Genomic DNA, 25,505 nt, shown 5'->3' on the forward strand with positions numbered 1-25,505 from the left:
CTCTTATGGGAGTTGGAGAGGGTTCAAGGTCTTTTGTTAAAAGTTCTGGGCTTAAATTCAGTGGTAATGTATCCAGAAATGGGACAGTTAGATTTATTTCACCTTACGATGGGAAAATGGTGTTTGAGCTATATGATTTGAATGGAAGGAAGGTTGAAACAAGGAATCTTTTTGTAAATTCTGGAACCAATGAACTCAGATTTAAGAATTTAAAATCTGGTGTGTATTTCCTGAAATACAGAGGCTCATCTGAGGGAACATTTAAATTTTTTGTTTCTGAATAGGTAAGGATAGAGTTTATAATTTTTCAGATTAGCCCCCTCCCTTATTTGGGAGGGGGTTTTATTTTAAAAACTTAATTTCTTATAATTAAATATGTTTAAATTTATTATTCTTTTATTTCTTTTAAATCAAACAGATGTTAAAATAATTGAGCTTATAAAAAATAATAGACTAAAAGAAGCCGAGAGAGAGTTAAAAGGATTATTAAAAGAGGGTAAAACAAATGAAAAAACTGATTACCTTTTAATATATGTTTATTATACCCTTAATAACCCTGATTCAGTTATAGTTTATTCAAATAAATTTTTAAATACCTACTCTGAAAGCAGTTATAAAGTTCAGGTTCTCTATATGCTTGCCAAAAGTTATGAGAAAAGAAATTTTATGCTCAGAGCCTTTGAAACTTATATTGAAATTGTAAAAGCAGGTGATTCTCCTTATTTTAGAGAATCAGAAGGTAAAATACTTAAGCTTGCAGAATCCCTTTCTTTAAGGGAAATTTTAAAAAATCTTAATAAACTTCAAAATAAAAGAATATATCCTGAAATTCTTTCTATTGCCTTTGAAAAAGCAAGAGAAGAAGGAGATTTAAAAGCACAGGAAGAAATTTTCTATATTTTAAAAGAATATTATCCTGAACATGAAAAAACAAAGGAAATAGAAAAAATATTTACAAGAAAAAAACCTGAAATTCCTTTTATAAGAGAAAAAAAAGGTTTAATTTTTCTTTATCTCCCACTCTCTGGCCCTGATAGCTCTCTTGGTAAAGATTTTCTGAGGGGGTTTGAAATTTCCTTTAAATATAAGGATAAAAGCATTTTTGATACAAAAGGAGACCCATTTCAAACTTTTAAATTACTTGAAAATCATCTTTTATTTTCTTCTGATTTTATGGTTTTGGTTGGTCCTCTTTTAAGTAAAAATCTTTATGCTGCACTTCCCTATTTCGCTAAGAAAAAAGATAAAGTCTTTATAGTTCCTGCACTTTCTTATATAAGAGCCGGTGAATTCGGTGAGAATATTATAACCCTATCAAATTCTATATATCAGGAAATAAGGGCAATTTTAGAAAGATTTATAGTTCCTAATAATTTTCAGAAAATATCAGCATTTATACCAAGAACTGAAGAAGGTGAAAGTATTCTATCCCTTTTGTATGAATTTTTTAAAGAAAAAAGAGATATTCTTTATATAATGTTTTCACCTGATTCCCCTGATTTTCAAAAAAAAATTGATTTAATGATAAAATTCTTTAAGGATACACTCGGACCCGAAATTATTGTCTTTCCATCTGGAACAGATGAGTCCCTGCTTTCCCTTTCTTCCCAAGTGGTTTTTAAGGGATTGAAATCAAAAATAATATCAACAGGAAAGTTTACAACAGAGGATTTTGCTCTTAAATCAAATAAATATGTAGAAGACAGGGTGATTTTTGCAAGTTCCGGTATCTGGGATAGGTCAGTTTCTGAAAAGTTTATCTCTGAATTTAAAACAAAATATGGTTTTTATCCTGGAGAAGCTGCTTATATTGGCTATGATATAGGTAATATTCTAAATTATGCTTTTGAGAAAGATATTAGAGGCGCTTATTCCTTTTTAAATTTTTTAAATAATCTCGTTTATTATAAAGGTGCTTACAAATTCTACCTTTTCGGAAGATCTTTAGATAATATTAAATTTTATAAGATTAAAAATAAAAATTTTATTCCCTTTGAATATTGATAATTAAATCTTTTTTTTACTAAAATTAAAACATGAAAAATACCTTACCTTACAAAAAAGAAAATTATATTTTATTATCAGCAGGTTTAATTTTCTCCCTTATAGGATTCGTTTTCCTCTGGTTCGGTGATAAAACCATTTCAGTTATCTTTATGGTACTTGGATATTTAGTTTTAATTCCACTTGGACTGCTTTTGAAATTTAAGTAAATGAGAGTTTTTATATCAATTGACATTGAGGGAATAGAAGGTATTGTCTCCTTAGACCATACAAGAAGAGAAGGAAAGGATTACGAGAAAGCAAGAAAATGGATGACAAATCATCTCCTATCTGTTATTAATTCTTTAAAGAAAAATGGAGTTGAAGAAATTATTGTTAATGATTCCCATGGTGAAATGATAAATATTTTATTTGATGAAATTCCTGAAAATGTTAGATTAATAACAGGAAATTTAAAGAAACTTTCCATGGTGGAAGGTGTTGAAGGGTGTGATGCAGGGATTTTTTTAGGCTATCATTCAAGAGCAGGAAGTAGAGGAGTTTTGGACCACACTTATTTTGGAAGAGTTATCTATGAAGTAAGAATAAACGATAAACCTGTAGGAGAGTTTACAATTAATGCCTATATAGCTGGGAATTTTGATGTTCCAATAATATTTTTAACAGGAGATGATGAAGTTATAAAGGAAGCAAGAGCAATTATTCCGGAAATTGAATATGTTATTACAAAAGAAGCAAGAGGTAGATTTTCAGCAATGCATTTTCCCATTCCTAAAATTGAAAAAGAAATAAATTTGAATATAAAAAAGGCGATCGATAAATATAAAAATAAAGTTATAAAACCTTTGAAAATAATTGGAAAAGTAAAAATAGAAGCAGATTTCCTAAATACTGGTATGGCTGATATTGCTGAGATTATGCCTAAAACAAAGAGAGTTTCCCCGAGAACTTTAAGTTATGAAGCTGAAAACATAATTGAAGCCTTTTATGCTTTAAGAACCTGGATAGGTCTTGCAAGTAATTTAGTTTAAAAGAAAATTAAATAAAATTATTTTTCTCCTAAAATTCTTTTTGCAAGTTCCCTTTTTTCTTCTTTTGTTTCAGCAAGAATAAGAAGGGCAATAAGTCTAAATCCTTCATCCATTCTTCTGAATCCTTCATCCATTCTTCTGAATCCTTCATCCATTTTTCTGAATCCTTCATCCATTTTTCTAAATCCTTCATCCATTTTTTCAACTATTACCTTTGTATTTTCTTTCACAATTTTCCCATTTCTCCACGCCATATATGTCACAGCACCTGCAAGAAGTGTAAATCCTAAACCTATAAAAGTTAAACCAATCTCCATATTAAAATAATAATGTTAAAGTAAATAATAATTCAATATTCATAATTTATAGCTTTTTGTCTATTTCCTCCTGCATTTTTTTGACATGTTCCGCTGATTTTTTAAGAGCTTCCATTTCATCTGGTTCAAGTTTCATTTCAATAACTCTTTCAACACCTTTTTCTCCTAAAACCACAGGAACTCCAACAAAAATGTCTTTTATTCCATATTCTCCTTTTAATAAAACTGATGCTGAAAGAATCCTCTTTTTGTCCTTAATTATTGATTCCACCATAATTGCTGTTGAAACACCCGGAGCATAATAGGCACTGCCTGTTTTTAAAAGTGAAACTATTTCAGTCCCAGCTTTTCTTGTCCTATCAACAATTAAATCTATTTTTTCCTTTGGTAAAAGATGGGTTACAGGAATTCCCCCAACTGTTGCATATTTTGGAAGGGGTACCATTAAATCTCCATGTGTTCCAAGTGTTATTGCTGAAACATCTTCATAAGCAACACCGAGCTCCATTGCAAGAAAAGCTCTAAATCTTGTTGAATCAAGAACACCAGCCATCCCAATTACCCTTTCTCTTTCAAAACCAGATAATTTGTAAGCAGCGTATGTCATAGCATCAAGGGGATTTGTAACAATTATCAAAATTGCATGATTATTTTTCTTTTTTATTTCCCCTATTACACTTTTTATTATATTAAAATTGGTATCAAGTAATTCTTCTCTTGTCATTCCAGGTTTTCTTGGAACACCTGCTGTTATAACAATTACTTTTGCCTCCTCAATTCCATCGTAACTATTTTGCCCTTTTATATTTGGTGATATGTATCTTATAGGATTAGCATGGGTCATATCAAGAGATTTTCCCTGAGGAATTCCTTCAAGAATATCAATTAAAACAACATCGCAGAAATCTTTTCTTGCCAACTCATTAGCACATTCTGCTCCTACAAAGCCAGCTCCGATTATATAAACTTTTTCTTTCATTTAATTTTCCCTCCTTATTTCTATTTAGGGGATTGAACCCACAATAAATTATAAAATAAATCCTCTGGAAAATTAAAAAATTTTTTATTTTTGTTTTTTATTATTTTTTCATAAATTTTTCTTCCACATAAAGTATTTTCATTTAAGATAAAATGAAAGGTAAATTTGTTAATAAGAAAATGATTATCTAAGAAATTCATAAGATTTAAAAGAGATTCAGTCTGCTTAATTTCAATATTTTCTTCTTCAAAATTTCCAATAAGGGCAATACCAAGAGAATGATTGAATCTTTTAGTATGTGCACCCTCTTCCCCTATTTTCCTCCCTTCAAAAATTTTTCCATCAACCCCTATTATAAAATGATAACCTATTAATAAAAACCCCCTTTCTCTGTGCATTCTGTCTAAATAGTTTATATCTCCATTATATTCCTTCTGAGATGTTGCTGTATGATGTATAACATAAAAGGGATGTTTTAATACTTTATTTACTCTCCCTGTGAACCCCTTTTTTAACCACTCCTCCCTTTTTATAATATGCAATTTAAAATCTATAAATTAATTTTATACTGGCTTTATCTCCATTGGGTTCAAATTCACCCTTAAGTTCAAATTTATTTTTTTCTTTTAATTTTAAATCTATAAATGTGTAAATAGCAGAAAAAATATGATAGGAAATTATAAAACCCTGAAAAAGTTTCATCCTTGATTCAATTTTTCTTTCCCTTTCCCTTCTATGTAAAAATTCATCCCAGGAAGTTGTATCTTTCCATGCCCATCTGTAAGGAACAGAGTTTTCCCTTGCATACTCTTCCCATATTAAAGGATTATCAGGATATAAAGCTCTTGCTTCTCTTAAAAGATATTCATAATAAATATCATAATTATAGTAATTTTCAACAGCATTCCAGTAATTTTCATCATCAGTCCCGGCATAAGCAAAAGCTTTTTTAAAAGCAAATATTTTATAATCTTCTCTTATTTCTTTTTTGGTTTTAAAATCATAAAAATAAAAAGATATAAAAGAAATTTCTCCTGTAAAAAGAAGTAGAAACTCTCTGTCATTACCATAAATTTTTTCTCCAAGTCCAGGAATTAAGAGGGAGAATATTGCTCCTTTAACTGGATTTACAGAAAAAATTAAAAAAAGAGTAAAATTAAACATCTATTTCCTCCTCATAAGGAATTCTTGCGCATCCTACAATTTTATCTTCTTCTTTAACCTTTATAAGTTTTACACCCCTTGTGGACCTTGAAATTAATGGTATATCTTCAGCTTTCTGCCTCAAAAGCTTTGAAGAACTTGTTAAAAGAACAAGATGATCCTTTGGAGAAAAACTTCTTATCCATATTGCTTTTCCTGTTTTTTCATTTACTTTCTGCACAATCATCCCCTTTGTTCCTCTTCCTTTTGCTTGTATCTCTTTTGGACTGAACCTCTTTCCATAACCCTTTTCTGTTACCACAAGAAGCGAATCATCTCCTATAAGAGTTCCTGCGACACATTCCGCATCCTTTGTGTTTATACCAATCACACCATAACCTGTTCTTCCCATAGGTCTTATTATTTTTGATTTTATCCGTGTTGCAAGTCCATTTGATTTTAAAAGTATGATATCATCTTCATCTCTAACAAGGATTCCATCAATGGTTTCATCTCCTTCTTTTAAGCCCTGAGCAATAATTCCCCTTTTACCAGCATTTTTGAAAAGTTCTAAATCTACTTTTTTTATTATCCCCTTTTTCGTGACAAGAAATAAATATAAACCTTTTTTAAATTCTGAAACAGGAATCATGTCAACAATTTTTTCATTTTCAGATAAATTTAAAATTGTATTAACGGGTTTCCCTTTGCCCCTTAAACCACTTTCAGGAATTTCATAAGCCTTTAGGGAATAAACCTTACCTTTGTTTGAAACAAATATTACATAATCATGAGAGAAGGCATAAAAGACATCTTCAGGGAAATCATCCTCGTCAAGTAAAAGCCCCTTTTGTCCCTGTGTTCCTCTTGTTTGAGTTTTTAAATAAGAGCCCTGAACCCTTTTTATATAACCATTTTTTGAAAGCAAAATTAATATCTTTTCCTTTTTTATTAATTTTTCAATATCAATCTCTTCTGGTTCTTCTTCTTCAATATCTGTTCTCCTTTTATCTCCATATTTTTCTATTATTTCAATTAACTCCTTTTTTATTTCCTCCATTAATAAGCTTTTATTTTCCAGAATGCCCTTTAATCTTTCAATTTCCTTAATTAATTTTTCGTATTCCTCCTCTATTTTTGACATTTCAAGCCTTGTAAGGGTCTGTAATTTCATATCCAGTATAGCCTGTGCCTGTACTTCAGTTAATTTAAATTCTTTCATTAATTTTTCCTTTGCCTCCCTTGGGTCCTTTGATTTCTTAATTAATTCTATTACCCTATCTATATCTTTAAGAGCAATCTTAAGTCCTTCAATAATATGAGCCCTTTCCTCTGCTTTTTTAAGTAAAAATTGTGTTTTCCTTATTGTAACCTCTTCTCTGTGTTTTAAATAATAATTGAGAAGTTCTCTTAAAGATAAAACTTTTGGCTCATTATCTGAAAGTGCAAGCATTATTACTCCAAAACGATCCTGAAGCTGGGTATATTTAAATAGCTGATTCAAAACAAATTTTTCAGAGACTCCCTTTTTAAGTTCTACAACAATTCGGAGTCCTTCTCTATCAGATTCATCTCTTATATCTTGAATACCTTCAATCTTTTTTTCCCTCACAAGTTCTGCTATTCTTTCAAGTAAACTGGATTTGTTTACAAGATAGGGTATTTCAGTGAAAATGATTTTTTTTCTTCCTTTTTCTTCAATGTAGTATCTTGCTCTAACAGTAATTGTTCCTCTTCCTGTTTTAAAATAATCAATTATTCCCTTTCTTCCAAGTATAATTCCTCCTGTTGGAAAATCAGGTCCCTTTATTATTTCAAAAATTTCTTCATCTTTGCAATCGGGTTTTTCTATTAAATATAAAAGAGCATTAACAGTTTCAGTTAAATTATGTGGTGGTATATTTGTTGACATACCAACAGCAATTCCTGTTGAACCATTTACTATTAAGTTAGGTAAAAGGGATGGTAAAACAACGGGTTCTTTTAATCTTCCATCAAAATTGGGAACAAAATCTACTACCTCTTTATCTATATCCCTTAACATCTCCATTGCTATCTTTGAAAGTCTTGCCTCAGTGTATCTGTAAGCAGCAGGTGGATCCCCGTCTATTGAGCCAAAATTACCCTGTCCTTCAATTAGAGGGTATCTCAGAGAAAAATCCTGGGCCATTCTTACAAGAGCGTCATATACTGCCATATCACCGTGAGGATGGTATTTACCAAGAACATCACCTACCACTGTTGCGCTCTTTTTGAAGGGTCTTGTAGGTAATAAACCTGCTTCATACATTGCATACAAAATTCTTCTATGAACAGGTTTTAATCCGTCTCTTACATCAGGAAGGGCTCTTCCGACAATAACACTCATTGCATAATCTATATAACTTATGGTCATTTCATCTTCTATTGGAGCACTGATAATTCTTTCAGACATTTTTATTTCCTCCTTTGAAGTTTTTTCATATAAGGTTATAAGGCAAGTGAACCTTTATTTTCAAAAACCTTATAATTTTCAAATAAATATAATTAAGGGATACTAAAAAATTATTGTTCTTTTGTCCTTTATAATTTCTCCAAGGATATAAAACTTGACTTTTTTATCAATTAAAGTACTTCTAACTCTTTCAAAATCTTTGTTATCTATTACAGCTATCATTCCAATTCCCATATTGAATACCCTTAACATTTCATCTTTTGGCACATTTCCTTCTTTTTCAATAATATCAAAAATTAAGGGTTTATCAATTTCCCTTATATCTATTTCAAAACCAAGTCTCTCTGGCAAAATTCTTTTTAGATTACCTTCAATTCCTCCACCTGTAATATGGGCAAGTCCCTTTATTAAATTTTTTTCAATTAATGGGTATAGGATATTAAAATAACTTTTATGGGGTTTAAGTAATAGTTCTTTTAGAGTTTTACCCTTGAATTTTTTTTCTAAATTATATTTTTTTAATAAAATTTTTCTTGCAAGAGAGTATCCATTTGTATGAAGTCCTGTTGAGGGAAATCCAATAAGAATATCACCAATTTTAAATTTTTTTGGAAGCAAATTTTCCTTTTTAACAATCCCTATACAGAATCCTACAATATCCCATTCCTCTTTATTATATATGTCAGGCATTTCAGCTGTTTCACCGCCTAAGAGGGGTATATTACCGTTTTCTTTCAAAGCTTTTAACATTCCCTTTGCAATTTCTCTTACTATTTTCAAATCAAGATTTGATGAGGCAATGTAATCAAGAAAGAATAGAGGTTTTGCCCCTTGGCATAAAAGATCATTTACACAATGATTAACAATATCTTCACCTAAAATTTTATAATTATTTGCTAATCTTGCCACCTGAGTTTTGGTTCCCACTCCGTCACATGTGGCTGCAAGTAAAAATTCACCAAAGTCGTAAATACCAGAGAATCTTTCTTCCTGCTTTGTTAATATTTTAAATATCCTTGATACAGTTTCTGCCTTTTGTAAATCTACTCCTGCGTCTTTATATCTCATGAATATCTGTATTTAATTTCCTTAAGAATTTTTTTAATACTTTCTTCTATAATTTTTGAAACCTCTATATAAATTTTAAATTCTTTACCAAAGGGATCAGGTATATCCAAGGGTTCTTCACCTGGATGAAGTAGTCTCACCTTTTCGTAATATCCCATTTTTTGGATTTCCCTTAAGTGTTTTTTTTCCATAACATAAATGAAGTCAGCCCAATCAAGGTCATCTTTTTTTAATTTTTTTGTTCTGTAATAAGATAGATTTATATCATAAAATTTTTGAAGAACTTTTAATGTGTTTTCTGATATAGGGAGACCATCATAAGTTGCAAGCCCTGCTGATTTTACATTTACTAATTCCTTTAGTTCATTATCTAAAAGTGAATAAAGAATTCCCATTGCCATAGGTGACCTGCAGGTATTTCCTGTACACACAAAGAGAATATTTGTTTTTATATCCTTAGAGATTTTTATTTTTTTTAAAAGAACACTTTCAATCAGACTTATTCCAATCGGTCCTTTTCTTATTAGTTTAAATGGATATTTTGAGACATCAAGAATTGTAGATGAGATATTTCCATAAGAATCTTGAGGGTATACATAATCTACATATTTACCAAATTTTTCAAAGATTTCACTATATTTTGTAATTTCCTTTTCACCTGATATGTTACAAGATGTCTGAACAAGAGGTCCAACTACATTTATAAGTTTTAAAATAAGGGGGTGAGCCGGCATTCTCAAGGAAACTGTCTTTTTCTCTTTATGAAATAAATAATCAGGTAGATTATTTTTGGCTTTAAAGAGTAAAGTAATTTGCCCTGGCCATAAATTATGGAATATCCTTTTTCTTGTTTCTGTTATATTTTTTGCAAATTTTTTTATATCTTTGTTATCGGAGATAAAAAGCCCTAACACTTTTTCCTTTTCTCTTCTTTTTATTTTATAGATTCGATTTACGCCCTCATAGGACCAGTAAGGAGTAACAAATCCGGAAACTGTATCTGTGGGAACTATTATAACTCCTCCTTTTTTAAGAATTTCAACAGCTTTTTTGAAACTTTTTTGAGGTATTTTGATTTCCAAAATAATATGTTTAGCCCGCGGCCGGACTCGAACCGGCGGCCTCTTCCTTACCAAGGAAGTGCTCTACCACCTGAGCTACGCGGGCAGTTTCTTTATTATAATAGAAATATTCCCTCTTTTCAATAATTTATAGCATATTTGAATTTTTATTTTTTTGAGATTATAATTAATACACAAAATAAAGGTTCAAACCCTTTTATGGATGATAAAATTTTAAATGCCCACAATTAACCAGCTTGTAAGACACAAGAGAAAACCTAAAAAGAGAAAATCTAAAAGCCCTGCTCTTGAGGGATGTCCCCAGAAAAGGGGGGTCTGTATTCGTGTTTATACCACAAGCCCTAAAAAACCTAATTCTGCTTTAAGAAAGGTGGCTAAAGTTAGACTTTCAAATGGAAGAGAGGTAATTGCTTACATACCTGGAGAAGGTCACAACCTGCAGGAGCATTCTGTAGTTCTTGTTAGAGGAGGTAGAGTTAAAGACTTGCCTGGTGTTAAATATCATATAGTAAGAGGAGTTTATGACTGTGCAGGAGTTGCAAACAGAGCAAGTTCAAGAAGTCTTTATGGTGTGAAGAGAAAAAAGAAGGAGGGATAAAAAATGAGAAGAAGAAGAGCACCTGAGAGAAAAATTGCCCCGGATCCAGTTTATAACTCACCCCTTGTTGCAAGTTTTATAAATAATTTAATGTGGGATGGTAAAAAAACTAAAGCAATGAAGATATTTTACAAGGCTATGAATAGAATCAAAGAACTAACAGGCGAGGAGGGAATAAAAATTTTTGAAAAAGCAATTGAAAATGTTAAACCATTGCTGGAGGTCAGGCCAAGAAGAGTAGGTGGAGCGACATACCAAGTTCCTGTTGAAGTAAGACCGAAGAGGCAGATTAGTTTAGCAATAAAATGGATTATAAGAGCCGCAAGAGCAAGGAGTGAAAGGGGTATGATAGAAAAATTGGCAAAAGAATTGATTGATGCAGCGAACAATGAAGGAGGAGCGGTAAAGACAAAAGAAAACACTCACAAAATGGCAGAGGCAAACAGAGCTTTTGCACATTTTAGATGGTAAATATTTGAAATGGAATTTGGGGAGGAATCAGGGGAAGATAATTTTTACTTAAAAATCATTCTAAGAAATTGATAACTATGGATTTAACAAAACTAAGAAATATTGGTTTTGCTGCCCATATAGATGCAGGAAAAACAACAACCACTGAACGTATTCTTTTTTATACTCAAAGGATACACAGAATGGGAGAAGTGGATGAAGGGACAGCCACCATGGATTATATGATACAGGAAAAAGAAAGGGGTATCACAATACAAGCAGCAGCTACCTTTTGTGAATGGAAAGATTATTTGATACATATAGTTGATACTCCAGGTCATGTGGATTTCACAGCAGAAGTAGAGAGGTCTTTGAGAATTCTTGATGGTCTTGTTATAATTTTTTCCGCTGTAGAAGGTGTTGAGCCACAGTCAGAAACAATATGGAGACAGGCGGAAAAGTTTAATGTTCCAAGGATTGCCTTTATAAATAAGATGGATAGACAGGGTGCTGATCATTTAAGAGTTTTGGATCAGATAGAGAAAAAATTCAATATAAAACCTCTTTTACTTGAGTGGCCAGTTGGAATTGAATCTGATTTTTTAGGTGTGTATCATTTTGTTGATTATAAAAAAATTTTATGGGATAAAGATGAATTAGGGACTCAATTTTCAGTTTTAGAAATAGATGATTTGCCTGAGGAAGCAAAAAAATTTTATGAAGATATGATAATTATGCTTTCAGAAATTGATGAAAGTATTACGGAAGAGTATTATGAAAAAGGAATTCCAGAACCTCTTAAACTTAATAAAGCTATAAGAAAAGGTGTTTTTGAAAAAAGATTTTTACCAGTTTTAATAGGTTCTGCTTTAAAAAACAAAGGTATTCAGCCTCTAATAGATGCAATATGTTTATATTTGCCTTCCCCTATTGATAGAGGAGAAATTAGAGGAATTGACCCATTAACCCGAAAGGAAATTTTGAGGTACCCTTCGCCTGAGGATCATTTCAGTGGAGTTGTATTTAAGGTTCAAATTTTTGAGGATATGGGGAAACTATGCTATTTTAGAATTTATTCTGGAAAAATTACCCAAAATTCAAAAATTTATAATCCAAGAACAAAAGAGCTTACAAGAATTCAAAGATTATACAGACTTCATGCTAATAGAAGAAATGCAATAAAAGAAGCTCTCTGTGGAGAAATAGTTGGAATAGTTGGGCCAAAGGATGTGAGAACAGGAGATACACTGTGCTCCCCTGAACATCCAGTGTTATACGAAGAGATGCTTTTCCCTGAACCTGTTGTTTCGCAAGCAATAGAACCTATTTCAGCGAAGGATTTAAAAAAGATTGAGGAAAGATTAAAATGGATGGTGGAGGAAGATCCAACATTTAGTTTGAAAATAGATGAAGAGTCGGGTCAGATAATAATATCCGGGATGGGTGAGTTACATCTTGAGATTATACTTGATAGATTGAGAAGGGACTATAAAATGGAATTCAGGGCATTGAAACCTCAAGTTCATTATAGAGAGAGTATACTAAAAAGGGCTGAAGTTATAAAGGAGGTGAAGAAAAGTATAGGAGGTGAAGAACAATATGGAAAAGTTAATCTTGAGGTTTCACCTATAATGGATGCTATGAGGAATGAAATAGTTGTAGATAATAGTATAGATTTTTCTGAGGAATTAAAAGAAATTGCAATGAATTCAATAAAAGAAGTTCTTGATTTTGGGATTATAGCTGGTTATCCGATGATAAATGTGAAAATGACTTTAAAAAAGGTTTATAATATTGAAAAAACAACTCCCCTTGGTTTAAGATTAGCTATACATGAAGCGGGTAAGGAAGTAATTAAAAATGCTGAGCCTATTTTACTTGAGCCTTATTCTTACGTAGAAATTACAGTCCCTCAGGAATATTTAGGAAATGTTATTCAGGATTTAATGCAGAGGGAATCTACTATACTGGAAAAGGGAATGCTCCAGAATTCAGACTGGATAAAAGTTGTGGCTGAAATGCCATTAAAGAATACTTTTGGATATGTTACAACACTTAGATCACATACCAAGGGTAGAGCAGGCTTCTGGATGAAAGTGAAGGCATTTAGACCTTTAAAACTTGAAAAAAAGGAAATTTTATATTAAAATATTATTTTAAATTTCACTGTGGGGGATGTTATAATATACCCCACAGATGGGTTCAACCCCCAAATTAAAAAATTTTTTTGAAAAATGAGTAAACCCAAGTTTGAAAGAAAAAAGACTCATGTTAATGTAGGAACCATAGGTCATATTGACCATGGTAAAACGACTCTTACTGCTGCTATTACAAAGGTTCTTGCAAAACATGGTCTTGCTCAGGAGCAGGATTATGAGCAGGTGGCAAAAGCTGACGCTAAGCTTTTTAGAAGGGATGAGACAAAGATTTTGACAGTTAATCTTGCTCATGTTGAGTATGAATCAGAAAAAAGGCATTATGCGCATATTGATTGTCCGGGACACCATGATTATATTAAAAATATGATAACAGGTGCTGCTCAGATGGATGGTTCAATTCTTGTAGTTTCAGCAGTTGATTCAGTGATGCCTCAGACAAGAGAGCATGTGCTTCTTGCAAGACAGGTAAATGTGCCCTATATAGTTGTTTATGTTAACAAAATTGACGCAGTTGATGATCCAGAGATAGTTGATCTTGTTGAGGAAGAGGTTAGAGATCTATTGAAAAAGTATGAGTTCCCTGGTGATCGAGTCCCGGTGATTAGAGGGAGCGCTTTAAATGCTTTGAAGTGTGGGTGTGGAAAGAGAGAGTGTGAGTATTGTGGAAAAATATGGGAGTTACTTGATGCTATGGATAATTATATTCCTGATCCGGTAAGAGAAATTGATAAACCATTTTTAATGGCAATTGAGGATGTTTTCTCAATTACAGGAAGAGGAACAGTTGTAACAGGTAGGGTTGAAAGAGGTACTTTAAGACCTGGTGAAGAGATAGAAATTGTTGGTTTTGGACCCACAAGAAAAACAGTTGCTACTTCAGTTGAAATGTTTAGAAAAGTTCTTGATGAAGCAAGAGCAGGTGATAATGTGGGTGTTCTTTTAAGAGGTATAGGAAAGGATGAAGTAGAAAGAGGAATGGTTCTTGCAAAGCCTGGTTCAATAACACCCCATACAAAATTCAGAGCACAGGTTTATGTTCTTACAAAGGAGGAAGGGGGAAGACATACACCTTTCTTCTCAGGATATAAGCCGCAGTTTTATTTCAGAACAACTGATGTTACTGGAACAATAAAACTTCCAGAAGGAAGAGAGATGGTGATGCCTGGTGATCATGTAAACCTTGAAGTTGAACTCATGTATCCTGTTGCTATGGAAAAGGAATTGAGGTTTGCTATTAGAGAAGGTGGAAGAACAGTAGGAGCCGGTGTTATTACAGATATTATAGAGTAATGCTATGCCATTTACAGAAAAAATAAGAATAAAACTTAAGAGTTATGACCCGAGATTAATAGAAAAATCTGCTAAGAGAATAGCATTAACCGCAAGAGGAACTGGTGCAGATGTAAGAGGTCCTATACCACTTCCAACTAAAAAAACATTAATAAGTGTTATAAGAAGTCCATTTGTTCATAAAACTTCAAGAGAGCAGTTTTTTTATTCTCTTCATAAGAGATTGATAGAGATAGTAAATCCCACTCAGGAGACTGTAGAAAAATTATCAAAGCTGGATCTTCCAGCTGGGGTTGATGTTAAAATAGAAGTGAGTGTGGAAAAATGAAAGCCATTCTTGCAAGGAAAGTTGGTATGACAAGAATATTTTATGAGGAGGAGATTACTCCTACTACTCTTTTGCATGTGGATAATGTATATGTTCTTGGAATAAGAACTGAGGAAAAAGATGGATATAATTCTGTCAAACTTTGCATTGGGAGAAAGAAGAAGAAAAGAATTAAAAAACCTCTTTTAGGTGAATTTATAAAAGTTTTTGGTGAGAGAGAAGAATACCCTGCTGAACATATAAAGGAAGTAAGGGGAGAGTTTAATCCCGAAATATTTAAAGTAGGTGCTGAATTAAGCCCTTCTATATTTGAAGTGGGAGAGACAGTAGATGTTATTGGTTATACAAAAGGTAGAGGATTTTCCGGAGTTGTGAAAAGATGGGGATTTGCGGGAGGTCCTGCTTCCCATGGTTCCATGTCCCACAGGAGACCAGGTTCAATAGGACAAACAACTGATCCAGGTAGAGTTTGGAAAGGTAAAAAAATGGCTGGTCACTATGGTAATGAAAGGGAAACTATTCATAATTTGAAAGTTATATATCTTGATCTTGAAAATAAGCTTATAGGTGTTAAAGGTTCTGTTCCAGGACCAAGGGGTAGTGTTGTAATTATAAGGAGTCCAAAAAGGGTAAAAATAAAATGAAAGCAAAAATTTATGATTTTGAAGGTAAAGAAATTGGTGAAAGAAAATTGCCGGAGAGTATTTTTGGATTAGAACCAAATATTCATCTCCTCTGGCTTGTAACTAAGTATTATCTTTCAAGACAGAGAGAAGGAACTGCAAAGACAAAAACAAGGGGAGAGGTAAGTGGTGGTGGAAGGAAACCTTGGCCACAGAAACATACAGGATGGGCAAGACATGGTTCAATAAGATCACCCATATGGAGAAAGGGAGGTATAGTTTTTGGCCCAAGACCAAGAGATTTTTCAATAAGGGTTCCTTATAAAGCAAAGTTAAAGGCTTTATTTATCGCTTTAAGTGATAGAGCTAAGGAAGAGAGGTTAAAAATAATAAGTGGTTTATCTAATATTGGATTAAAAACAAAAGAAGGTGAAAAAGTTCTTTCCAATCTTTCTCTTAAAAATAAAAAGGTAATTTTACTTTTTGGGGACAATGAGAGGGATAAATTTTTAGCATTTAGAAATATTGAAGGTGTATTGTTGAAAAGGGCTATTGATGTAAATGCCTATGAAATTTTAAATTCTCAATATGTGGTTTTTTCTGAAAATGGTCTAAATGAATTTCTGAAATTAAGAGGGAGGATAGAAGGTGAATAAAAGCCCATATGATATTATAATTTCACCTCTTATTACTGAGAAAGGAACCTTTTTGAGGGAGAAGTCCAATTATTATGTTTTTAAAGTAAGAAAGGATGCGAATAAAAAAGAGATAAAATGGGCTATTGAAAATTTATATAAAGTAAAAGTTGAAAAAGTAAGAACACAGATAGTGAAACCAAAGCCTAAAAGGTTAAGAAACAGGTTGTATGGTAGAACATCCTCATGGAAAAAGGCATATGTTAAGTTAAAAGAAGGTGAAACTATACCAATTTATGAAGGAGTATAGGAGGAAAAAATGGGAATAAAAAAATATAAACCGGTAACTCCTTCCCGTAGGTTTATGACAGGATACACTTTTGAGGAAATAACAAAAACAGAACCAGAAAAAAGTCTTCTTGTTCCTCTAAAGAAGACTGCTGGAAGAAATAATATGGGAAGAATTACTGCAAGGTTCAGAGGTGGGGGACACAAAAGACTTTACAGAATAATTGATTTTAAAAGAGATAAATTTGGAATTCCTGCGAGGGTTTTAAGTATAGAATATGATCCAAATAGAACCGCGAGAATTGCTCTTTTGTGTTATAGAGATGGAGAAAAAAGGTATATTCTTGCTCCAGAGGGTCTTAAGGTTGGTGATGAAATAGTTTCAGGACCCGGTTCTCTTTTGAAGATAGGAAATACTTTGCCTCTGTCAGAAATTCCTGAAGGTATGGAAATTCATAATATAGAACTTGTTCCAGGAAGGGGTGGTCAGCTTGTAAGATCAGCAGGAAGTGCGGCTATAATATTAGCAAAGGAAGGAAATTATGCTCATGTTCAATTGCCTTCAGGTGAAGTAAGGTTAATAAATATAAAGTGTCTTGCAACTATTGGAAGAGTTTCAAATCTTGATAATGAAAATATCCTTATAGGTAAAGCAGGGAGAATGAGATGGATGGGAAGAAGACCTCATGTAAGGGGAACAGCAATGAACCCTTGTGATCATCCTCATGGTGGAGGAGAAGGTAGAACAAAGGGTAAGATTCCAAAAACGCCCTGGGGAAAAATTACAAAAGGTAAGAAAACAAGGAATCCCAGAAAACCTTCAAGTAGATTTATTATTAAAAGGAGAAAGTAATTATGCCGAGGTCAAGTAAAAAAGGTGTTTATGTTGATCCCAAACTTTTAAAAAAAATAATGGAAATTAAGCAGAAGGGAGATACTACACCAATAAAAACATACTCCCGAAGAAGTACAGTTATTCCTGAAATGGTTGGTTTAACAATACAGGTTCATAATGGGAGGAAATTCATTCCTGTTTATATTACTGAATTAATGGTAGGTCATAAGTTGGGTGAATTTGCCCCAACAAGAACATTTAGAGGTCATAAGGGGCAAAGGGAAAAAGAAGCTGAAAAAGAAGCTGAAAAAGAAGGTGGTAAAAAAGAATGAAAGGGATTGCTAAAATAAAATATTTAAGAACTTCATATAAAAAATCAAAGAGGATTTGCGAGCTTGTTAAAGGTAAAACGGCTAAACAGGCTCTTGATATTCTTTATTTTCTTCCTCAAAAACCTGCAAAATTTTTATATAAAGCAGTTAAATCTGCCTGTAATTCATGGGCTGTGAAAAAAGGGGTGAAGTTTGAGGATGTTGATTTAAATAATTTATTGGTTAAGGTATGTAAAGCTGATAAAGGACCTACATGGAGGATTTTAAGACCTGGTTTTAGAGGTTCCCCAGCTATTGCAAGAAGGCATACTGCCCATTTCACAGTGATTGTAGAGGAGGTAAAATAATGGGTCAAAAAGTTCACCCTTATGGTTTTAGACTTGGTATTTATAAAGATTGGAAAGCTCACTGGTTTAGTGATAGAAAAAAAGAGTATGTTAAATATCTTGAAGAAGATATAAAGATCAGGCAGTATCTTAGAGAAAGGTATAAGGATGCAAGGGTTTCAGATATTATAATTGATAGAGCCGGTGAACAGATTACTGTAACAATTCATACCGCATCACCCGGAATGGTGATTGGACAGAAAGGAAAAGAAATTGAACTTGTTAAAAAGGAACTTTCGGCTCTTTTAAAGAATGAAAATATTACAATTCATGTGCAGGAAATAAGGGTTCCCGAACTGGATGCACAGCTTGTTGCTGAGGGAATTGCAAGAAGAATAGAGCAACAGGTATCTCATAGAAGGGCTATGAAAAGGGCTGTTTCACAGGCTTTTAGAATGGGTGCTAAGGGAATTAAAGTTCAATGCAAGGGTAGAATACAGGGAGCTGAAATAGCAAGAAAGGAAGGTTATATGCAGGGTAGAGTTCCCCTTCAAACAATAAGAGCTGATATTGATTATGGATTTGCAACAGCATTCACAAGGTATGGAACCATAGGTGTAAAGGTATGGATTTATAAAGGTGAAATTCTTGAAAAACCAGAACTTGAGGAGGTTTAAAGATGTTACAACCTAAGAGAATGAAGTACAGGAAAATGCACAGGGGGAGAAGAAAGGGAAAGGCTATTGATGGATACTATCTTGCTTTTGGTGAATATGGCTTGAAAGCACTGGAGTCAGCTTGGATAACTGCAAATCAGATTGAAGCCTGTAGACTTGCTATAGGTAGATTTCTTAAAAAAGGTGGGAAACTTTGGATTAGAATTTTTCCAGATAAACCAGTTACAAAAAAGCCTGCTGAAACCAGGATGGGTAAAGGAAAAGGTAATGTGGACCATTATGTGGCGCCTGTTAAGAGAGGAAAAATTTTATTTGAACTGGCAGGTGTTCCTGAGGAATCTGCAAGAAGAGCTTTTGAAATTGCTTCTCATAAATTACCAATAAAAACAAGATTTGTAAGTTATAAGGAGGGTGGAGTATGAAAATTTCTGAACTTAGGGAATTGAGCGAGGAAGAACTTTTAAAAACTTTGAAAGATTTAAAAGAAAAATTGTTTGAGTTAAGGACAAAGAAGGTAATTGGAAGCATTGAAAATCCTATGGAAATAAGAAAAATAAAAAGGGATATTGCAAGAGTTAAAACAATTTTAAAAGAGAAATTTGGTAAACTATTTTAAATTTTTTAATATTTTTCTTGGTAATGAATTAGCTGTTGATTTAGGAACAGCAACCACTCTTATTTATTTAAAAGAAAAAGGAATTATTCTTGATGAGCCTTCTGTTGTTGCTGTTGAAAAAGAATCAGGTAAGGTTATAGCTGTTGGAAATGAAGCCAAAAAAATGCTTGGAAAAACCCCGGGAGAAATTGTAGCTGCAAGACCAATGAAAGATGGAGTTATTGCTGATTTTGTTCTTGTTCAGGAGATGCTTCACTATTTTATTACAAAAGTTACAAAAAAATCCCTTTTTCTGCATCCGAAAGTTTTAATATGTGTTCCCTCCGGTATTACAGAGGTTGAAATGAGGGCAGTGAAAGATTCAGCAATTCAAGCAGGAGCAAGGGAGGTTTTTCTTGTATCAGAACCGATTGCAGCTGCTGTGGGTATAGGTCTTCCAATTTCAGAACCTGTTGGTAATATGGTAATTGATGTAGGTGGTGGTACAACAGAAATTGCGGTTATTGCTTTAAATGGAATTGTTTCAAATGTTTCCATAAGAACTGCCGGTGATGAGCTGGATGAGGCAATTATTGAGTATGTTAAGAGAAAATATAATGTGCTCATAGGAGAGCAAACAGCAGAGAAGATTAAAATAGAGATAGGAAATTGCATACCTCTTGGAGAGGAAAAAGAAATGGAGGTAAGAGGAAGAGACCTTGTAAGGGGGGTTCCAAGAACTATAAGGATTAATTCCTCTGAAGTTAGAGAGGCTTTAAAAGAGCCTCTTTCACAGATAGTAGATGCTACCAAAAAAGCTCTTGATAAAACTCCTCCTGAGCTTTCTTCGGATATTATTGACAGGGGGATTTTTTTAACAGGTGGGGGTGCTTTGCTTAAAAATTTAGATGCCTTATTACAGGAAGCAACAGGTCTTCCTGTTAGAATTGCGGATGATCCAAGGACTTGTGTGGTAAGGGGGGCTGGTAAAATTCTTGAGAATTTATCTTTTTATGAAAAAGTTCTTTTAAAGGAAAGAAAGAAAATTATTGAATAAAAATTTTTTTGCATTTTTATTAATTCTTCTTTCTCTCCTTTCCTTTAAAAAAAATTTTAAGGATTTTCTTGATAGAAAAATAGAAAGTTACATTTTTTATCCCTATTTATTTCTTTATAATGAAATACATTCTTTTTTTTATATAAGAAAAGAAAAAATTGAGGGCTTGAAGTTTTCTTTGAGAAAAAAAGAGAATGTCCCAATATTTGTTAATTTTCCCCTTTATTATGATAACTTTCCATATCCAGAAAATATTATAATTAAGGGAAAAGGTGAAAAAGGCGATGTTGTTGTTTCAAAGGCAGGGCTTGTTGGAAAAGTAGTAGAAAAAAACGGAGACCTTTTAAAAGTAATAACAATTTTTAATAAGGAATTTAAATGTTCCTTGATTTCAAAGTATAATATTTTATCTTTATACCAAGGAACTGGCGAATTAAGAGGAATAGTAAATTTTTATCCAACCTGGGGAGAATTAAAAAAAGGAGATACTCTTTATACTTCTGGTTTAACTGAAAATTTTCCTAAGAATATTCCTGCTTTTATTGTGGATAGTTTTGTTGAAAAAAAAGGTGAAATATTCTATGAAATATATGTTAGGCCTGTATGGAGACCTGAGAAGTATGAATTTTATTATACTATCCCTCCTAAACCATGATTAAATTTTTAATTTTTATTTTTAATTCCTTTTTTTTGTTACCTTTTATAAGAATTTTTTTTCCTGAATTTTTTATTGATTTGCCTTTTATATTAACTTATTTTCTAATTATTGATGAAATTAAATTAATTAATTTTTTTTATCTTTTTATTTTTGGTATTTTAAATGATTATTTTTCTAAAGTACCCCTTACTTTTTTAATTCTTTTAATTTATTTTGCTTATGGTTATTTAAGAAACAAGATAAATTTTTCTCTTTTAATTACTAAATTATTAAGAGATTTTTTCTTATTTATTCCTTTAATTTTTTTTAAAGGATACACACTTTTTCTTTTTTCCTTTTTAATTTTCTTTATAATACATAATGTGCCATGGAAAAGGATTTTAATGATAAAATTTTAAAGTTCTTTTTAATTTTTCTTTGTTTTTTATTTATTTATAAACTTTTTGAATATCAGGTATTAAAAGGAGAATTTTTTGAAAACAAAGCAATAGAGATTAAATCAAAAAAAATAAGGATTCCTTCTAAACGGGGTAAAATACTTGATAGAAATGGTATAGTTTTATCATTCTGGAGAACAGGTTTCAGATTGTTAAAAGAGGATTCAGTTTATATGGAAGATGTTCAATTTGATGAGATTGCAAAATATCTTGAAGATCCAGATTCTTCAAAATATTTTAGTGTTTATACACATCTTTACAGATTCTATCCCTTCAAACACCTTTTTGCACAAACAATCGGGTATACAGGATTGCCACAAAAAATTGATGTTGAAAAGGGAATAGATCCTCTTTTAAGAGTAGGCAAAAGTGGTCTTGAAAAATTTTATGATGATATATTAAGGGGAAAAGATGGTTTTAAGTTTATTTTAATTGATGCTAAGGGCAGGGTATATAATAAGGAAACAAGACCACCTATTGAAGTTATTGATGGTAAAGATATAGAAGTTTCTCTTGATATTGAACTTGGAAAATATATTGACTCTATATTTAAACCTTATGTAAAGGGGGCATGTGTTATACTTGATCCTAACACAGGGGAAGTATATGCTTTATATTCAAAACCTTCTTTTGACTTAAATCTTCTTACTGGAAAAACTGAAAAGGAAGAATTAGAAAAAATTATTAGTGATTCACTTAATCCTCTTTTAAATAGATGTATTCAGGGACTTTATCCTCCTGGAAGTATTTTTAAAGTTATAACAGCTTTAATTGCCCTTGAAAAGGGATTGATTGATACAAATGAGGTAATAAAATGTAATGGTGAGTATAAATTTGGCAATAGAATTTTTAAAGACTGGAAGGAGGAAGGCCATGGATTTGTTAATTTTTATAAGGCTATAGAAGTTTCCTGTGATGTTTATTTTTATGAATTGTCGAAAAGGATAGGTTTAAAGAGATTTTTAGATTATTTTCAGAATTTAAAAATTTTTGAGAAAACCGGAATAGACCTTCCTGAAGAAAAAAGGGGCTTCTTTCCTACTTTTTCTTATTTTGAAAAAAAATACGGTAAGTATGGTTATGGGGAAGGTAATGCATTAAATCTTGGGATAGGTCAGGGTGAAATTCTTATGACCCCTTTACAGATTGCCTTACTTTTTTCAGCAATAGCACTTGATGGCAAAGCTAAAAGACCTCACATTTTAAAGAACATAAATACAGAATATTTTGAATTGCCATTTAAAATAGAAAACATAAAAATTTTAAAAAGAGGTATTTTCAGAGTAGTTCAGGGAGAAAAAGGGACAGGTAGGCTTGCAAGTATAAAGGGAATAAATATTGGGGGTAAAACAGGAACAGCTCAAAATCCGCTTGGTAAAGATCATGCACAGTTTGTAGCTTTTTTCCCTTTAGAAAATCCAAAGTTTGTTATTTATTTAATAGTGGAAAATAGCGGAATGGGTGGTGAAATAGCTGCTCCAATGGCGGGTAAAATCATAAATTGGATTAATGAGAGGTATCTTAAATCCCTATAATAGAATTTTTATTCCCTATCTTTTTATTTCTATTCTTGGAATTTTAAATATTTATTCAGTTTCAAGATCTTTTGGTGATTACCTTTTTTACAGGCACATAACCTATTTTTTTCTTGGGTTAGGAGTATTTATTTTTTTAAGTAGAGTAAAATTGCCTGAATGGAAGGAATTTTCATATATATTTTTTTCTATAAGTATTTTTCTTCTTTTGTTTGTTTTACTAAAGGAAAAGGGAATTAAAAGGTGGCTTTTTATAGGGAATTTTTCTTTTCAGGTTTCTGATGCCTGTAAACCGCTTTTAATCTATTTTCTCTCCATGGCTTTTTATTTTAACAAAAAAAGAGGATACATTGATTCCTTTAAACTTTTATTTTTGCATATCCTTCCCTTTTTTCTTATTCTTATTGAACCTGATCTCGGTTCTGCCTTTTTTTACATTTTTCTTTTTGCCTTCTATCTTATCTTTTCTTCTTTTAATATAAAAGTAAAACTTTTTTATATTTTTGCTTTTTTATCCTTAATTTTTTCCCTTAATTTTTTTGCCTTTTTTATTTTTTCTTCTTTATTAATGCTTTTTATTATAATTTTCTCAAAGTTTCCAATGGGTGATAAAATCTTATTAACTTTTTCTATATTAATACCCGGTTTAACAGTCCCTTTTATTTATAATAACCTTTTGAAAGAATACCAGAGGAAAAGGATAATGTATTTTTTAAATCCTTCAGAGGACCCAAAAGGAGCTGGATGGCAGATTTTACAGGGTAAACTTGCAATAGGCTCAGGTGGAATTTTAGGAAAGGGTTTTTTAAAAGGTTCCCATAAATCTCTTGCTTTTTTACCGCAGGCTCATTCTGATTTTGCCTTTGCTTCCTTTGCTGAAGAATTTGGGTTTATAGGCTCATTTCTCTTAATTTTGCTTTACTTTTCTCTTTTAAGCGGAATTTTAAATATTTTAAAGGAAAAAGAAGGATTTTCCTATTTTTTTATACTTGGAATCTTTGCTTCAATATTTTATTCCTTTTTGGTAAATATTGGTGGGGTTATTGGGTTTCTTCCTGTAACAGGTATACCACTTCCTTTTTTTTCTTATGGAGGCACAAATTTTGTAATTCACAGTCTGCTTTTAGGCTTAGTTCTCTCTTTCAGAAAGTAATTTAAAAATATCAAGATACTTACTTTTTTTAAAATTAAATTAAAATTAAATTTTCCAAGAGTGGACAATTTTAATTATTTCTTTAAGAGTTTCAATATCTGTTTCAGGTAGGATTCCGTGTCCAAGGTTAAATATAAATCCTTGAAAGTTTCTTCTTTCCATTTCAATTTTATCAAGTTCTTCTTTTATTTTTTCAAATTTTGAAAATAAAATTGCAGGGTCAAGGTTTCCCTGTATTGAGTGTTTTTTCCCAAAAAATTTAATTGCAAAGTTAATAGGTACTCTAAAATCAATTCCTATTGTTTCGCATTCCAGTTCTTCAATAATACCTGCGAGGTGAGCACTTGATAATGAAAAGTAAATTCTTATTTTTCCCCTTAAATTCTTAAAAATATCTTGAATAAAGGGAAAAATATTTTTAATATAAATTTCAGGAGTCACTGCTCCTACCCAGGAATCAAAAATCATTAAAGCGTCGCATCCAGCGTCTGATTGTAATTTTAAAAAATCTTCAATTCCTTTTGAGATTTTTTTTATTAAGAAATTCCATTCTTCTTCTTTCCTGTAAATGAATTTTCTTGTTTCCGGAAAATCCCTTTTATAACTTTTTTCTATGATATACGATAAAAGTGTAAAGGGTGCTGCTGTAAAACCTATTAAAGGAACTTCAAGTTCTTTTTTTAAAATTTTTATTTCCTCTTCTATGAATTTTAATTCCCTGTAATCAAAATTTTTTATATTTCCTTTTAATATTTTTGGACCTTCATCTTTTTCATATTCAAAATCAATTCCAAATCCCCACAAGATCACAAGTAGGTCAGAAAATAAAATTGCTGCATCAAGATCAAGATATTTAAAAGGTAAAAGTGTAACTTTTGCTGCAAGTGTTGGATTTTTTATAAGTTCTTTCATACTGTATTTGTTTCTCATTTCAGCATATTCAGGGATATATCTACCAGCCTGTCTCATAAACCAAACAGGGACTTTTTCAGGTTTTTGTTTTAGACTGGCTAAGATAAAATCTTTTTTCATCTTAAAAAAATCATTGATAGGTAAATTATAACCAGTTGCAACAGTAAGTTAATTCTTGCTATAAAAAGAGTAAGTTTATAATATTTAGAAGGCTTCTTTTCAAGTGCTGCTCTTTTAGCAATAAAAAAATCGTGTATGAATTTTAAAATAATTACAACAAAAAAAATTGAAAGTTTTAATTTCATAATGGTATTTATATAGCCCCATCTTTTCAAAAGAAGATATAAACCGGTTAAAAAAAGAATAATTACTGAAATCCAGCTTCCTACTCTGAAGGTTTTTCCAAGTGCTCTAAATCCTGGAATAAGTTTTTCATCCTTATATATTTTTCTTATTGTGTATCCAAAGGAAAAAAATAATAAATTTCCTCCAACCCAGTACAGGGCTGAAATTATATGAAGGTAAATGAAAAAATATTCAATTATTTCTTTCATTGTTT

General features: G+C 31.7%; 31 protein-coding genes and 1 tRNA gene. 22 read left to right on the top strand and 10 right to left on the bottom strand.

Going from position 1 to position 25,505, the window contains the following annotated elements:
- The 4 genes from ABIN17_07000 to ABIN17_07015 form a co-directional block, all read left to right on the top strand.
- Window positions 1–284, top strand: a 284-nt coding sequence (locus ABIN17_07000; protein ID MEO0284796.1) for a T9SS type A sorting domain-containing protein, incomplete at its 5' end; no start/stop codon positions are given.
- A gap of 91 nt (window positions 285–375) precedes the next feature.
- Window positions 376–2,004, top strand: coding sequence for a hypothetical protein (locus tag ABIN17_07005; protein MEO0284797.1), 1,629 nt, complete (start codon window positions 376–378; stop codon window positions 2,002–2,004).
- 32 nt (window positions 2,005–2,036) lie between these two features.
- On the top strand, window positions 2,037–2,213 hold the full coding sequence (locus ABIN17_07010; GenBank protein ID MEO0284798.1) for a hypothetical protein: 177 nt from the start codon (window positions 2,037–2,039) through the stop codon (window positions 2,211–2,213).
- Window positions 2,214–3,035, top strand: coding sequence for a M55 family metallopeptidase (locus ABIN17_07015; GenBank protein MEO0284799.1), 822 nt, complete (start codon window positions 2,214–2,216; stop codon window positions 3,033–3,035).
- Between the two features lie 17 nt (window positions 3,036–3,052).
- Here the strand turns inward: ABIN17_07015 and ABIN17_07020 are convergent, their stop codons facing one another.
- The 8 genes from ABIN17_07020 to ABIN17_07055 all read right to left on the bottom strand — a co-directional run bounded on the left by ABIN17_07020 (window position 3,053) and on the right by ABIN17_07055 (window position 10,143).
- Entirely contained in the window at window positions 3,053–3,352 is a 300-nt protein-coding gene (locus ABIN17_07020; GenBank protein MEO0284800.1) for a hypothetical protein, read from the bottom strand.
- A gap of 46 nt (window positions 3,353–3,398) precedes the next feature.
- Entirely contained in the window at window positions 3,399–4,331 is a 933-nt protein-coding gene (gene mdh, locus ABIN17_07025) for a malate dehydrogenase (protein MEO0284801.1), read from the bottom strand.
- Window positions 4,332–4,351: 20 nt separating this feature from the next.
- Window positions 4,352–4,873, bottom strand: a complete 522-nt coding sequence (locus tag ABIN17_07030) for an N-acetylmuramoyl-L-alanine amidase (protein MEO0284802.1) — start codon at window positions 4,871–4,873, stop codon at window positions 4,352–4,354.
- Between the two features lies 1 nt (window position 4,874).
- Complete coding sequence (locus ABIN17_07035) at window positions 4,875–5,495, bottom strand: hypothetical protein (protein MEO0284803.1); 621 nt, start codon at window positions 5,493–5,495, stop codon at window positions 4,875–4,877.
- Window positions 5,488–7,908: a DNA gyrase subunit A gene (gyrA, locus tag ABIN17_07040; GenBank protein MEO0284804.1), complete on the bottom strand. Its 2,421-nt coding sequence runs from the start codon at window positions 7,906–7,908 to the stop codon at window positions 5,488–5,490. The genes ABIN17_07035 and gyrA overlap by 8 nt, the downstream gene beginning before the upstream one ends.
- Before the next feature lie 102 nt (window positions 7,909–8,010).
- Window positions 8,011–8,976: a phosphoribosylformylglycinamidine cyclo-ligase gene (gene purM / locus ABIN17_07045; GenBank protein MEO0284805.1), complete on the bottom strand. Its 966-nt coding sequence runs from the start codon at window positions 8,974–8,976 to the stop codon at window positions 8,011–8,013.
- Window positions 8,973–10,058: an L-threonylcarbamoyladenylate synthase gene (locus tag ABIN17_07050; GenBank protein ID MEO0284806.1), complete on the bottom strand. Its 1,086-nt coding sequence runs from the start codon at window positions 10,056–10,058 to the stop codon at window positions 8,973–8,975. The genes purM and ABIN17_07050 overlap by 4 nt, the downstream gene beginning before the upstream one ends.
- A gap of 12 nt (window positions 10,059–10,070) precedes the next feature.
- Window positions 10,071–10,143 (bottom strand) — tRNA-Thr (locus tag ABIN17_07055).
- A gap of 132 nt (window positions 10,144–10,275) precedes the next feature.
- Between ABIN17_07055 and rpsL the strand changes: the two genes are divergently transcribed.
- From rpsL to rodA, 18 genes are all read left to right on the top strand, one after another.
- Window positions 10,276–10,656 (top strand): 30S ribosomal protein S12, encoded by a 381-nt coding sequence (gene rpsL, locus ABIN17_07060; protein ID MEO0284807.1) that lies wholly within the window; start codon window positions 10,276–10,278, stop codon window positions 10,654–10,656.
- A gap of 3 nt (window positions 10,657–10,659) precedes the next feature.
- Entirely contained in the window at window positions 10,660–11,127 is a 468-nt protein-coding gene (rpsG, locus tag ABIN17_07065; GenBank protein ID MEO0284808.1) for a 30S ribosomal protein S7, read from the top strand.
- Between the two features lie 77 nt (window positions 11,128–11,204).
- Window positions 11,205–13,253: an elongation factor G gene (gene fusA / locus ABIN17_07070; protein MEO0284809.1), complete on the top strand. Its 2,049-nt coding sequence runs from the start codon at window positions 11,205–11,207 to the stop codon at window positions 13,251–13,253.
- 87 nt (window positions 13,254–13,340) lie between these two features.
- Window positions 13,341–14,555, top strand: coding sequence for an elongation factor Tu (gene tuf, locus ABIN17_07075; GenBank protein ID MEO0284810.1), 1,215 nt, complete (start codon window positions 13,341–13,343; stop codon window positions 14,553–14,555).
- A gap of 4 nt (window positions 14,556–14,559) precedes the next feature.
- Window positions 14,560–14,883 (top strand): 30S ribosomal protein S10, encoded by a 324-nt coding sequence (gene rpsJ / locus ABIN17_07080; GenBank protein ID MEO0284811.1) that lies wholly within the window; start codon window positions 14,560–14,562, stop codon window positions 14,881–14,883.
- The gene (rplC, locus tag ABIN17_07085) at window positions 14,880–15,527 is read left to right on the top strand and encodes a 50S ribosomal protein L3 (GenBank protein ID MEO0284812.1); all 648 of its coding nucleotides are present in this window, start codon (window positions 14,880–14,882) and stop codon (window positions 15,525–15,527) included. Before rpsJ ends, rplC begins: the two co-directional genes overlap by 4 nt.
- Window positions 15,524–16,162: a 50S ribosomal protein L4 gene (gene rplD, locus ABIN17_07090; GenBank protein ID MEO0284813.1), complete on the top strand. Its 639-nt coding sequence runs from the start codon at window positions 15,524–15,526 to the stop codon at window positions 16,160–16,162. Before rplC ends, rplD begins: the two co-directional genes overlap by 4 nt.
- Window positions 16,155–16,451: a 50S ribosomal protein L23 gene (gene rplW / locus ABIN17_07095; GenBank protein MEO0284814.1), complete on the top strand. Its 297-nt coding sequence runs from the start codon at window positions 16,155–16,157 to the stop codon at window positions 16,449–16,451. The genes rplD and rplW overlap by 8 nt, the downstream gene beginning before the upstream one ends.
- 9 nt (window positions 16,452–16,460) lie before the next feature.
- Window positions 16,461–17,282 (top strand): 50S ribosomal protein L2, encoded by an 822-nt coding sequence (gene rplB / locus ABIN17_07100; GenBank protein ID MEO0284815.1) that lies wholly within the window; start codon window positions 16,461–16,463, stop codon window positions 17,280–17,282.
- Window positions 17,283–17,284: 2 nt separating this feature from the next.
- Complete coding sequence (rpsS, locus tag ABIN17_07105) at window positions 17,285–17,596, top strand: 30S ribosomal protein S19 (GenBank protein ID MEO0284816.1); 312 nt, start codon at window positions 17,285–17,287, stop codon at window positions 17,594–17,596.
- Entirely contained in the window at window positions 17,593–17,943 is a 351-nt protein-coding gene (locus tag ABIN17_07110) for an uL22 family ribosomal protein (GenBank protein ID MEO0284817.1), read from the top strand. Before rpsS ends, ABIN17_07110 begins: the two co-directional genes overlap by 4 nt.
- Complete coding sequence (gene rpsC, locus ABIN17_07115; protein MEO0284818.1) at window positions 17,943–18,599, top strand: 30S ribosomal protein S3; 657 nt, start codon at window positions 17,943–17,945, stop codon at window positions 18,597–18,599. Before ABIN17_07110 ends, rpsC begins: the two co-directional genes overlap by 1 nt.
- 2 nt (window positions 18,600–18,601) lie before the next feature.
- Window positions 18,602–19,021 (top strand): 50S ribosomal protein L16, encoded by a 420-nt coding sequence (gene rplP / locus ABIN17_07120; protein MEO0284819.1) that lies wholly within the window; start codon window positions 18,602–18,604, stop codon window positions 19,019–19,021.
- Entirely contained in the window at window positions 19,018–19,215 is a 198-nt protein-coding gene (gene rpmC, locus ABIN17_07125; GenBank protein MEO0284820.1) for a 50S ribosomal protein L29, read from the top strand. The genes rplP and rpmC overlap by 4 nt, the downstream gene beginning before the upstream one ends.
- Entirely contained in the window at window positions 19,199–20,251 is a 1,053-nt protein-coding gene (locus tag ABIN17_07130) for a rod shape-determining protein (GenBank protein MEO0284821.1), read from the top strand. Before rpmC ends, ABIN17_07130 begins: the two co-directional genes overlap by 17 nt.
- The gene (locus ABIN17_07135) at window positions 20,244–20,906 is read left to right on the top strand and encodes a rod shape-determining protein MreC (GenBank protein ID MEO0284822.1); all 663 of its coding nucleotides are present in this window, start codon (window positions 20,244–20,246) and stop codon (window positions 20,904–20,906) included. The genes ABIN17_07130 and ABIN17_07135 overlap by 8 nt, the downstream gene beginning before the upstream one ends.
- Window positions 20,907–21,276: 370 nt before the next feature.
- Window positions 21,277–22,881 (top strand): penicillin-binding transpeptidase domain-containing protein, encoded by a 1,605-nt coding sequence (locus ABIN17_07140; protein MEO0284823.1) that lies wholly within the window; start codon window positions 21,277–21,279, stop codon window positions 22,879–22,881.
- On the top strand, window positions 22,856–24,034 hold the full coding sequence (rodA, locus tag ABIN17_07145; GenBank protein MEO0284824.1) for a rod shape-determining protein RodA: 1,179 nt from the start codon (window positions 22,856–22,858) through the stop codon (window positions 24,032–24,034). Before ABIN17_07140 ends, rodA begins: the two co-directional genes overlap by 26 nt.
- Window positions 24,035–24,079: 45 nt before the next feature.
- On the opposite strand, the gene hemE is transcribed toward rodA, so the two are convergent.
- Window positions 24,080–25,066: a uroporphyrinogen decarboxylase gene (gene hemE, locus ABIN17_07150; GenBank protein ID MEO0284825.1), complete on the bottom strand. Its 987-nt coding sequence runs from the start codon at window positions 25,064–25,066 to the stop codon at window positions 24,080–24,082.
- The gene (locus ABIN17_07155) at window positions 25,063–25,500 is read right to left on the bottom strand and encodes a hypothetical protein (protein MEO0284826.1); all 438 of its coding nucleotides are present in this window, start codon (window positions 25,498–25,500) and stop codon (window positions 25,063–25,065) included. Before ABIN17_07155 ends, hemE begins: the two co-directional genes overlap by 4 nt.
- Window positions 25,501–25,505: the final 5 nt, after the last annotated feature.

It is taken from the genome of candidate division WOR-3 bacterium (assembly GCA_039803925.1).
Lineage (GTDB): Bacteria > Hydrothermota > Hydrothermia > Hydrothermales > JAJRUZ01 > JBCNVI01.

Coding starts and splice junctions, on each gene's coding strand:
- purM (MEO0284805.1), bottom strand. CDS start 8,976: ATGAGATATAAAGACGCAGGAGTAGATTTACAAAAGGCAGAAACTGTA.
- rpsJ (MEO0284811.1), top strand. CDS start 14,560: ATGCCATTTACAGAAAAAATAAGAATAAAACTTAAGAGTTATGACCCG.
- rpsC (MEO0284818.1), top strand. CDS start 17,943: ATGGGTCAAAAAGTTCACCCTTATGGTTTTAGACTTGGTATTTATAAA.
- ABIN17_07020 (MEO0284800.1), bottom strand. CDS start 3,352: ATGGAGATTGGTTTAACTTTTATAGGTTTAGGATTTACACTTCTTGCA.
- hemE (MEO0284825.1), bottom strand. CDS start 25,066: ATGAAAAAAGATTTTATCTTAGCCAGTCTAAAACAAAAACCTGAAAAA.
- ABIN17_07010 (MEO0284798.1), top strand. CDS start 2,037: ATGAAAAATACCTTACCTTACAAAAAAGAAAATTATATTTTATTATCA.
- gyrA (MEO0284804.1), bottom strand. CDS start 7,908: ATGTCTGAAAGAATTATCAGTGCTCCAATAGAAGATGAAATGACCATA.
- rplC (MEO0284812.1), top strand. CDS start 14,880: ATGAAAGCCATTCTTGCAAGGAAAGTTGGTATGACAAGAATATTTTAT.
- tuf (MEO0284810.1), top strand. CDS start 13,341: ATGAGTAAACCCAAGTTTGAAAGAAAAAAGACTCATGTTAATGTAGGA.
- rplB (MEO0284815.1), top strand. CDS start 16,461: ATGGGAATAAAAAAATATAAACCGGTAACTCCTTCCCGTAGGTTTATG.
- rplD (MEO0284813.1), top strand. CDS start 15,524: ATGAAAGCAAAAATTTATGATTTTGAAGGTAAAGAAATTGGTGAAAGA.
- ABIN17_07005 (MEO0284797.1), top strand. CDS start 376: ATGTTTAAATTTATTATTCTTTTATTTCTTTTAAATCAAACAGATGTT.
- ABIN17_07155 (MEO0284826.1), bottom strand. CDS start 25,500: ATGAAAGAAATAATTGAATATTTTTTCATTTACCTTCATATAATTTCA.
- rpsG (MEO0284808.1), top strand. CDS start 10,660: ATGAGAAGAAGAAGAGCACCTGAGAGAAAAATTGCCCCGGATCCAGTT.
- ABIN17_07140 (MEO0284823.1), top strand. CDS start 21,277: ATGGAAAAGGATTTTAATGATAAAATTTTAAAGTTCTTTTTAATTTTT.
- rodA (MEO0284824.1), top strand. CDS start 22,856: ATGAGAGGTATCTTAAATCCCTATAATAGAATTTTTATTCCCTATCTT.
- rplP (MEO0284819.1), top strand. CDS start 18,602: ATGTTACAACCTAAGAGAATGAAGTACAGGAAAATGCACAGGGGGAGA.
- ABIN17_07015 (MEO0284799.1), top strand. CDS start 2,214: ATGAGAGTTTTTATATCAATTGACATTGAGGGAATAGAAGGTATTGTC.
- rpsL (MEO0284807.1), top strand. CDS start 10,276: ATGCCCACAATTAACCAGCTTGTAAGACACAAGAGAAAACCTAAAAAG.
- ABIN17_07110 (MEO0284817.1), top strand. CDS start 17,593: ATGAAAGGGATTGCTAAAATAAAATATTTAAGAACTTCATATAAAAAA.
- rpmC (MEO0284820.1), top strand. CDS start 19,018: ATGAAAATTTCTGAACTTAGGGAATTGAGCGAGGAAGAACTTTTAAAA.
- rpsS (MEO0284816.1), top strand. CDS start 17,285: ATGCCGAGGTCAAGTAAAAAAGGTGTTTATGTTGATCCCAAACTTTTA.
- ABIN17_07035 (MEO0284803.1), bottom strand. CDS start 5,495: ATGTTTAATTTTACTCTTTTTTTAATTTTTTCTGTAAATCCAGTTAAA.
- fusA (MEO0284809.1), top strand. CDS start 11,205: ATGGATTTAACAAAACTAAGAAATATTGGTTTTGCTGCCCATATAGAT.
- mdh (MEO0284801.1), bottom strand. CDS start 4,331: ATGAAAGAAAAAGTTTATATAATCGGAGCTGGCTTTGTAGGAGCAGAA.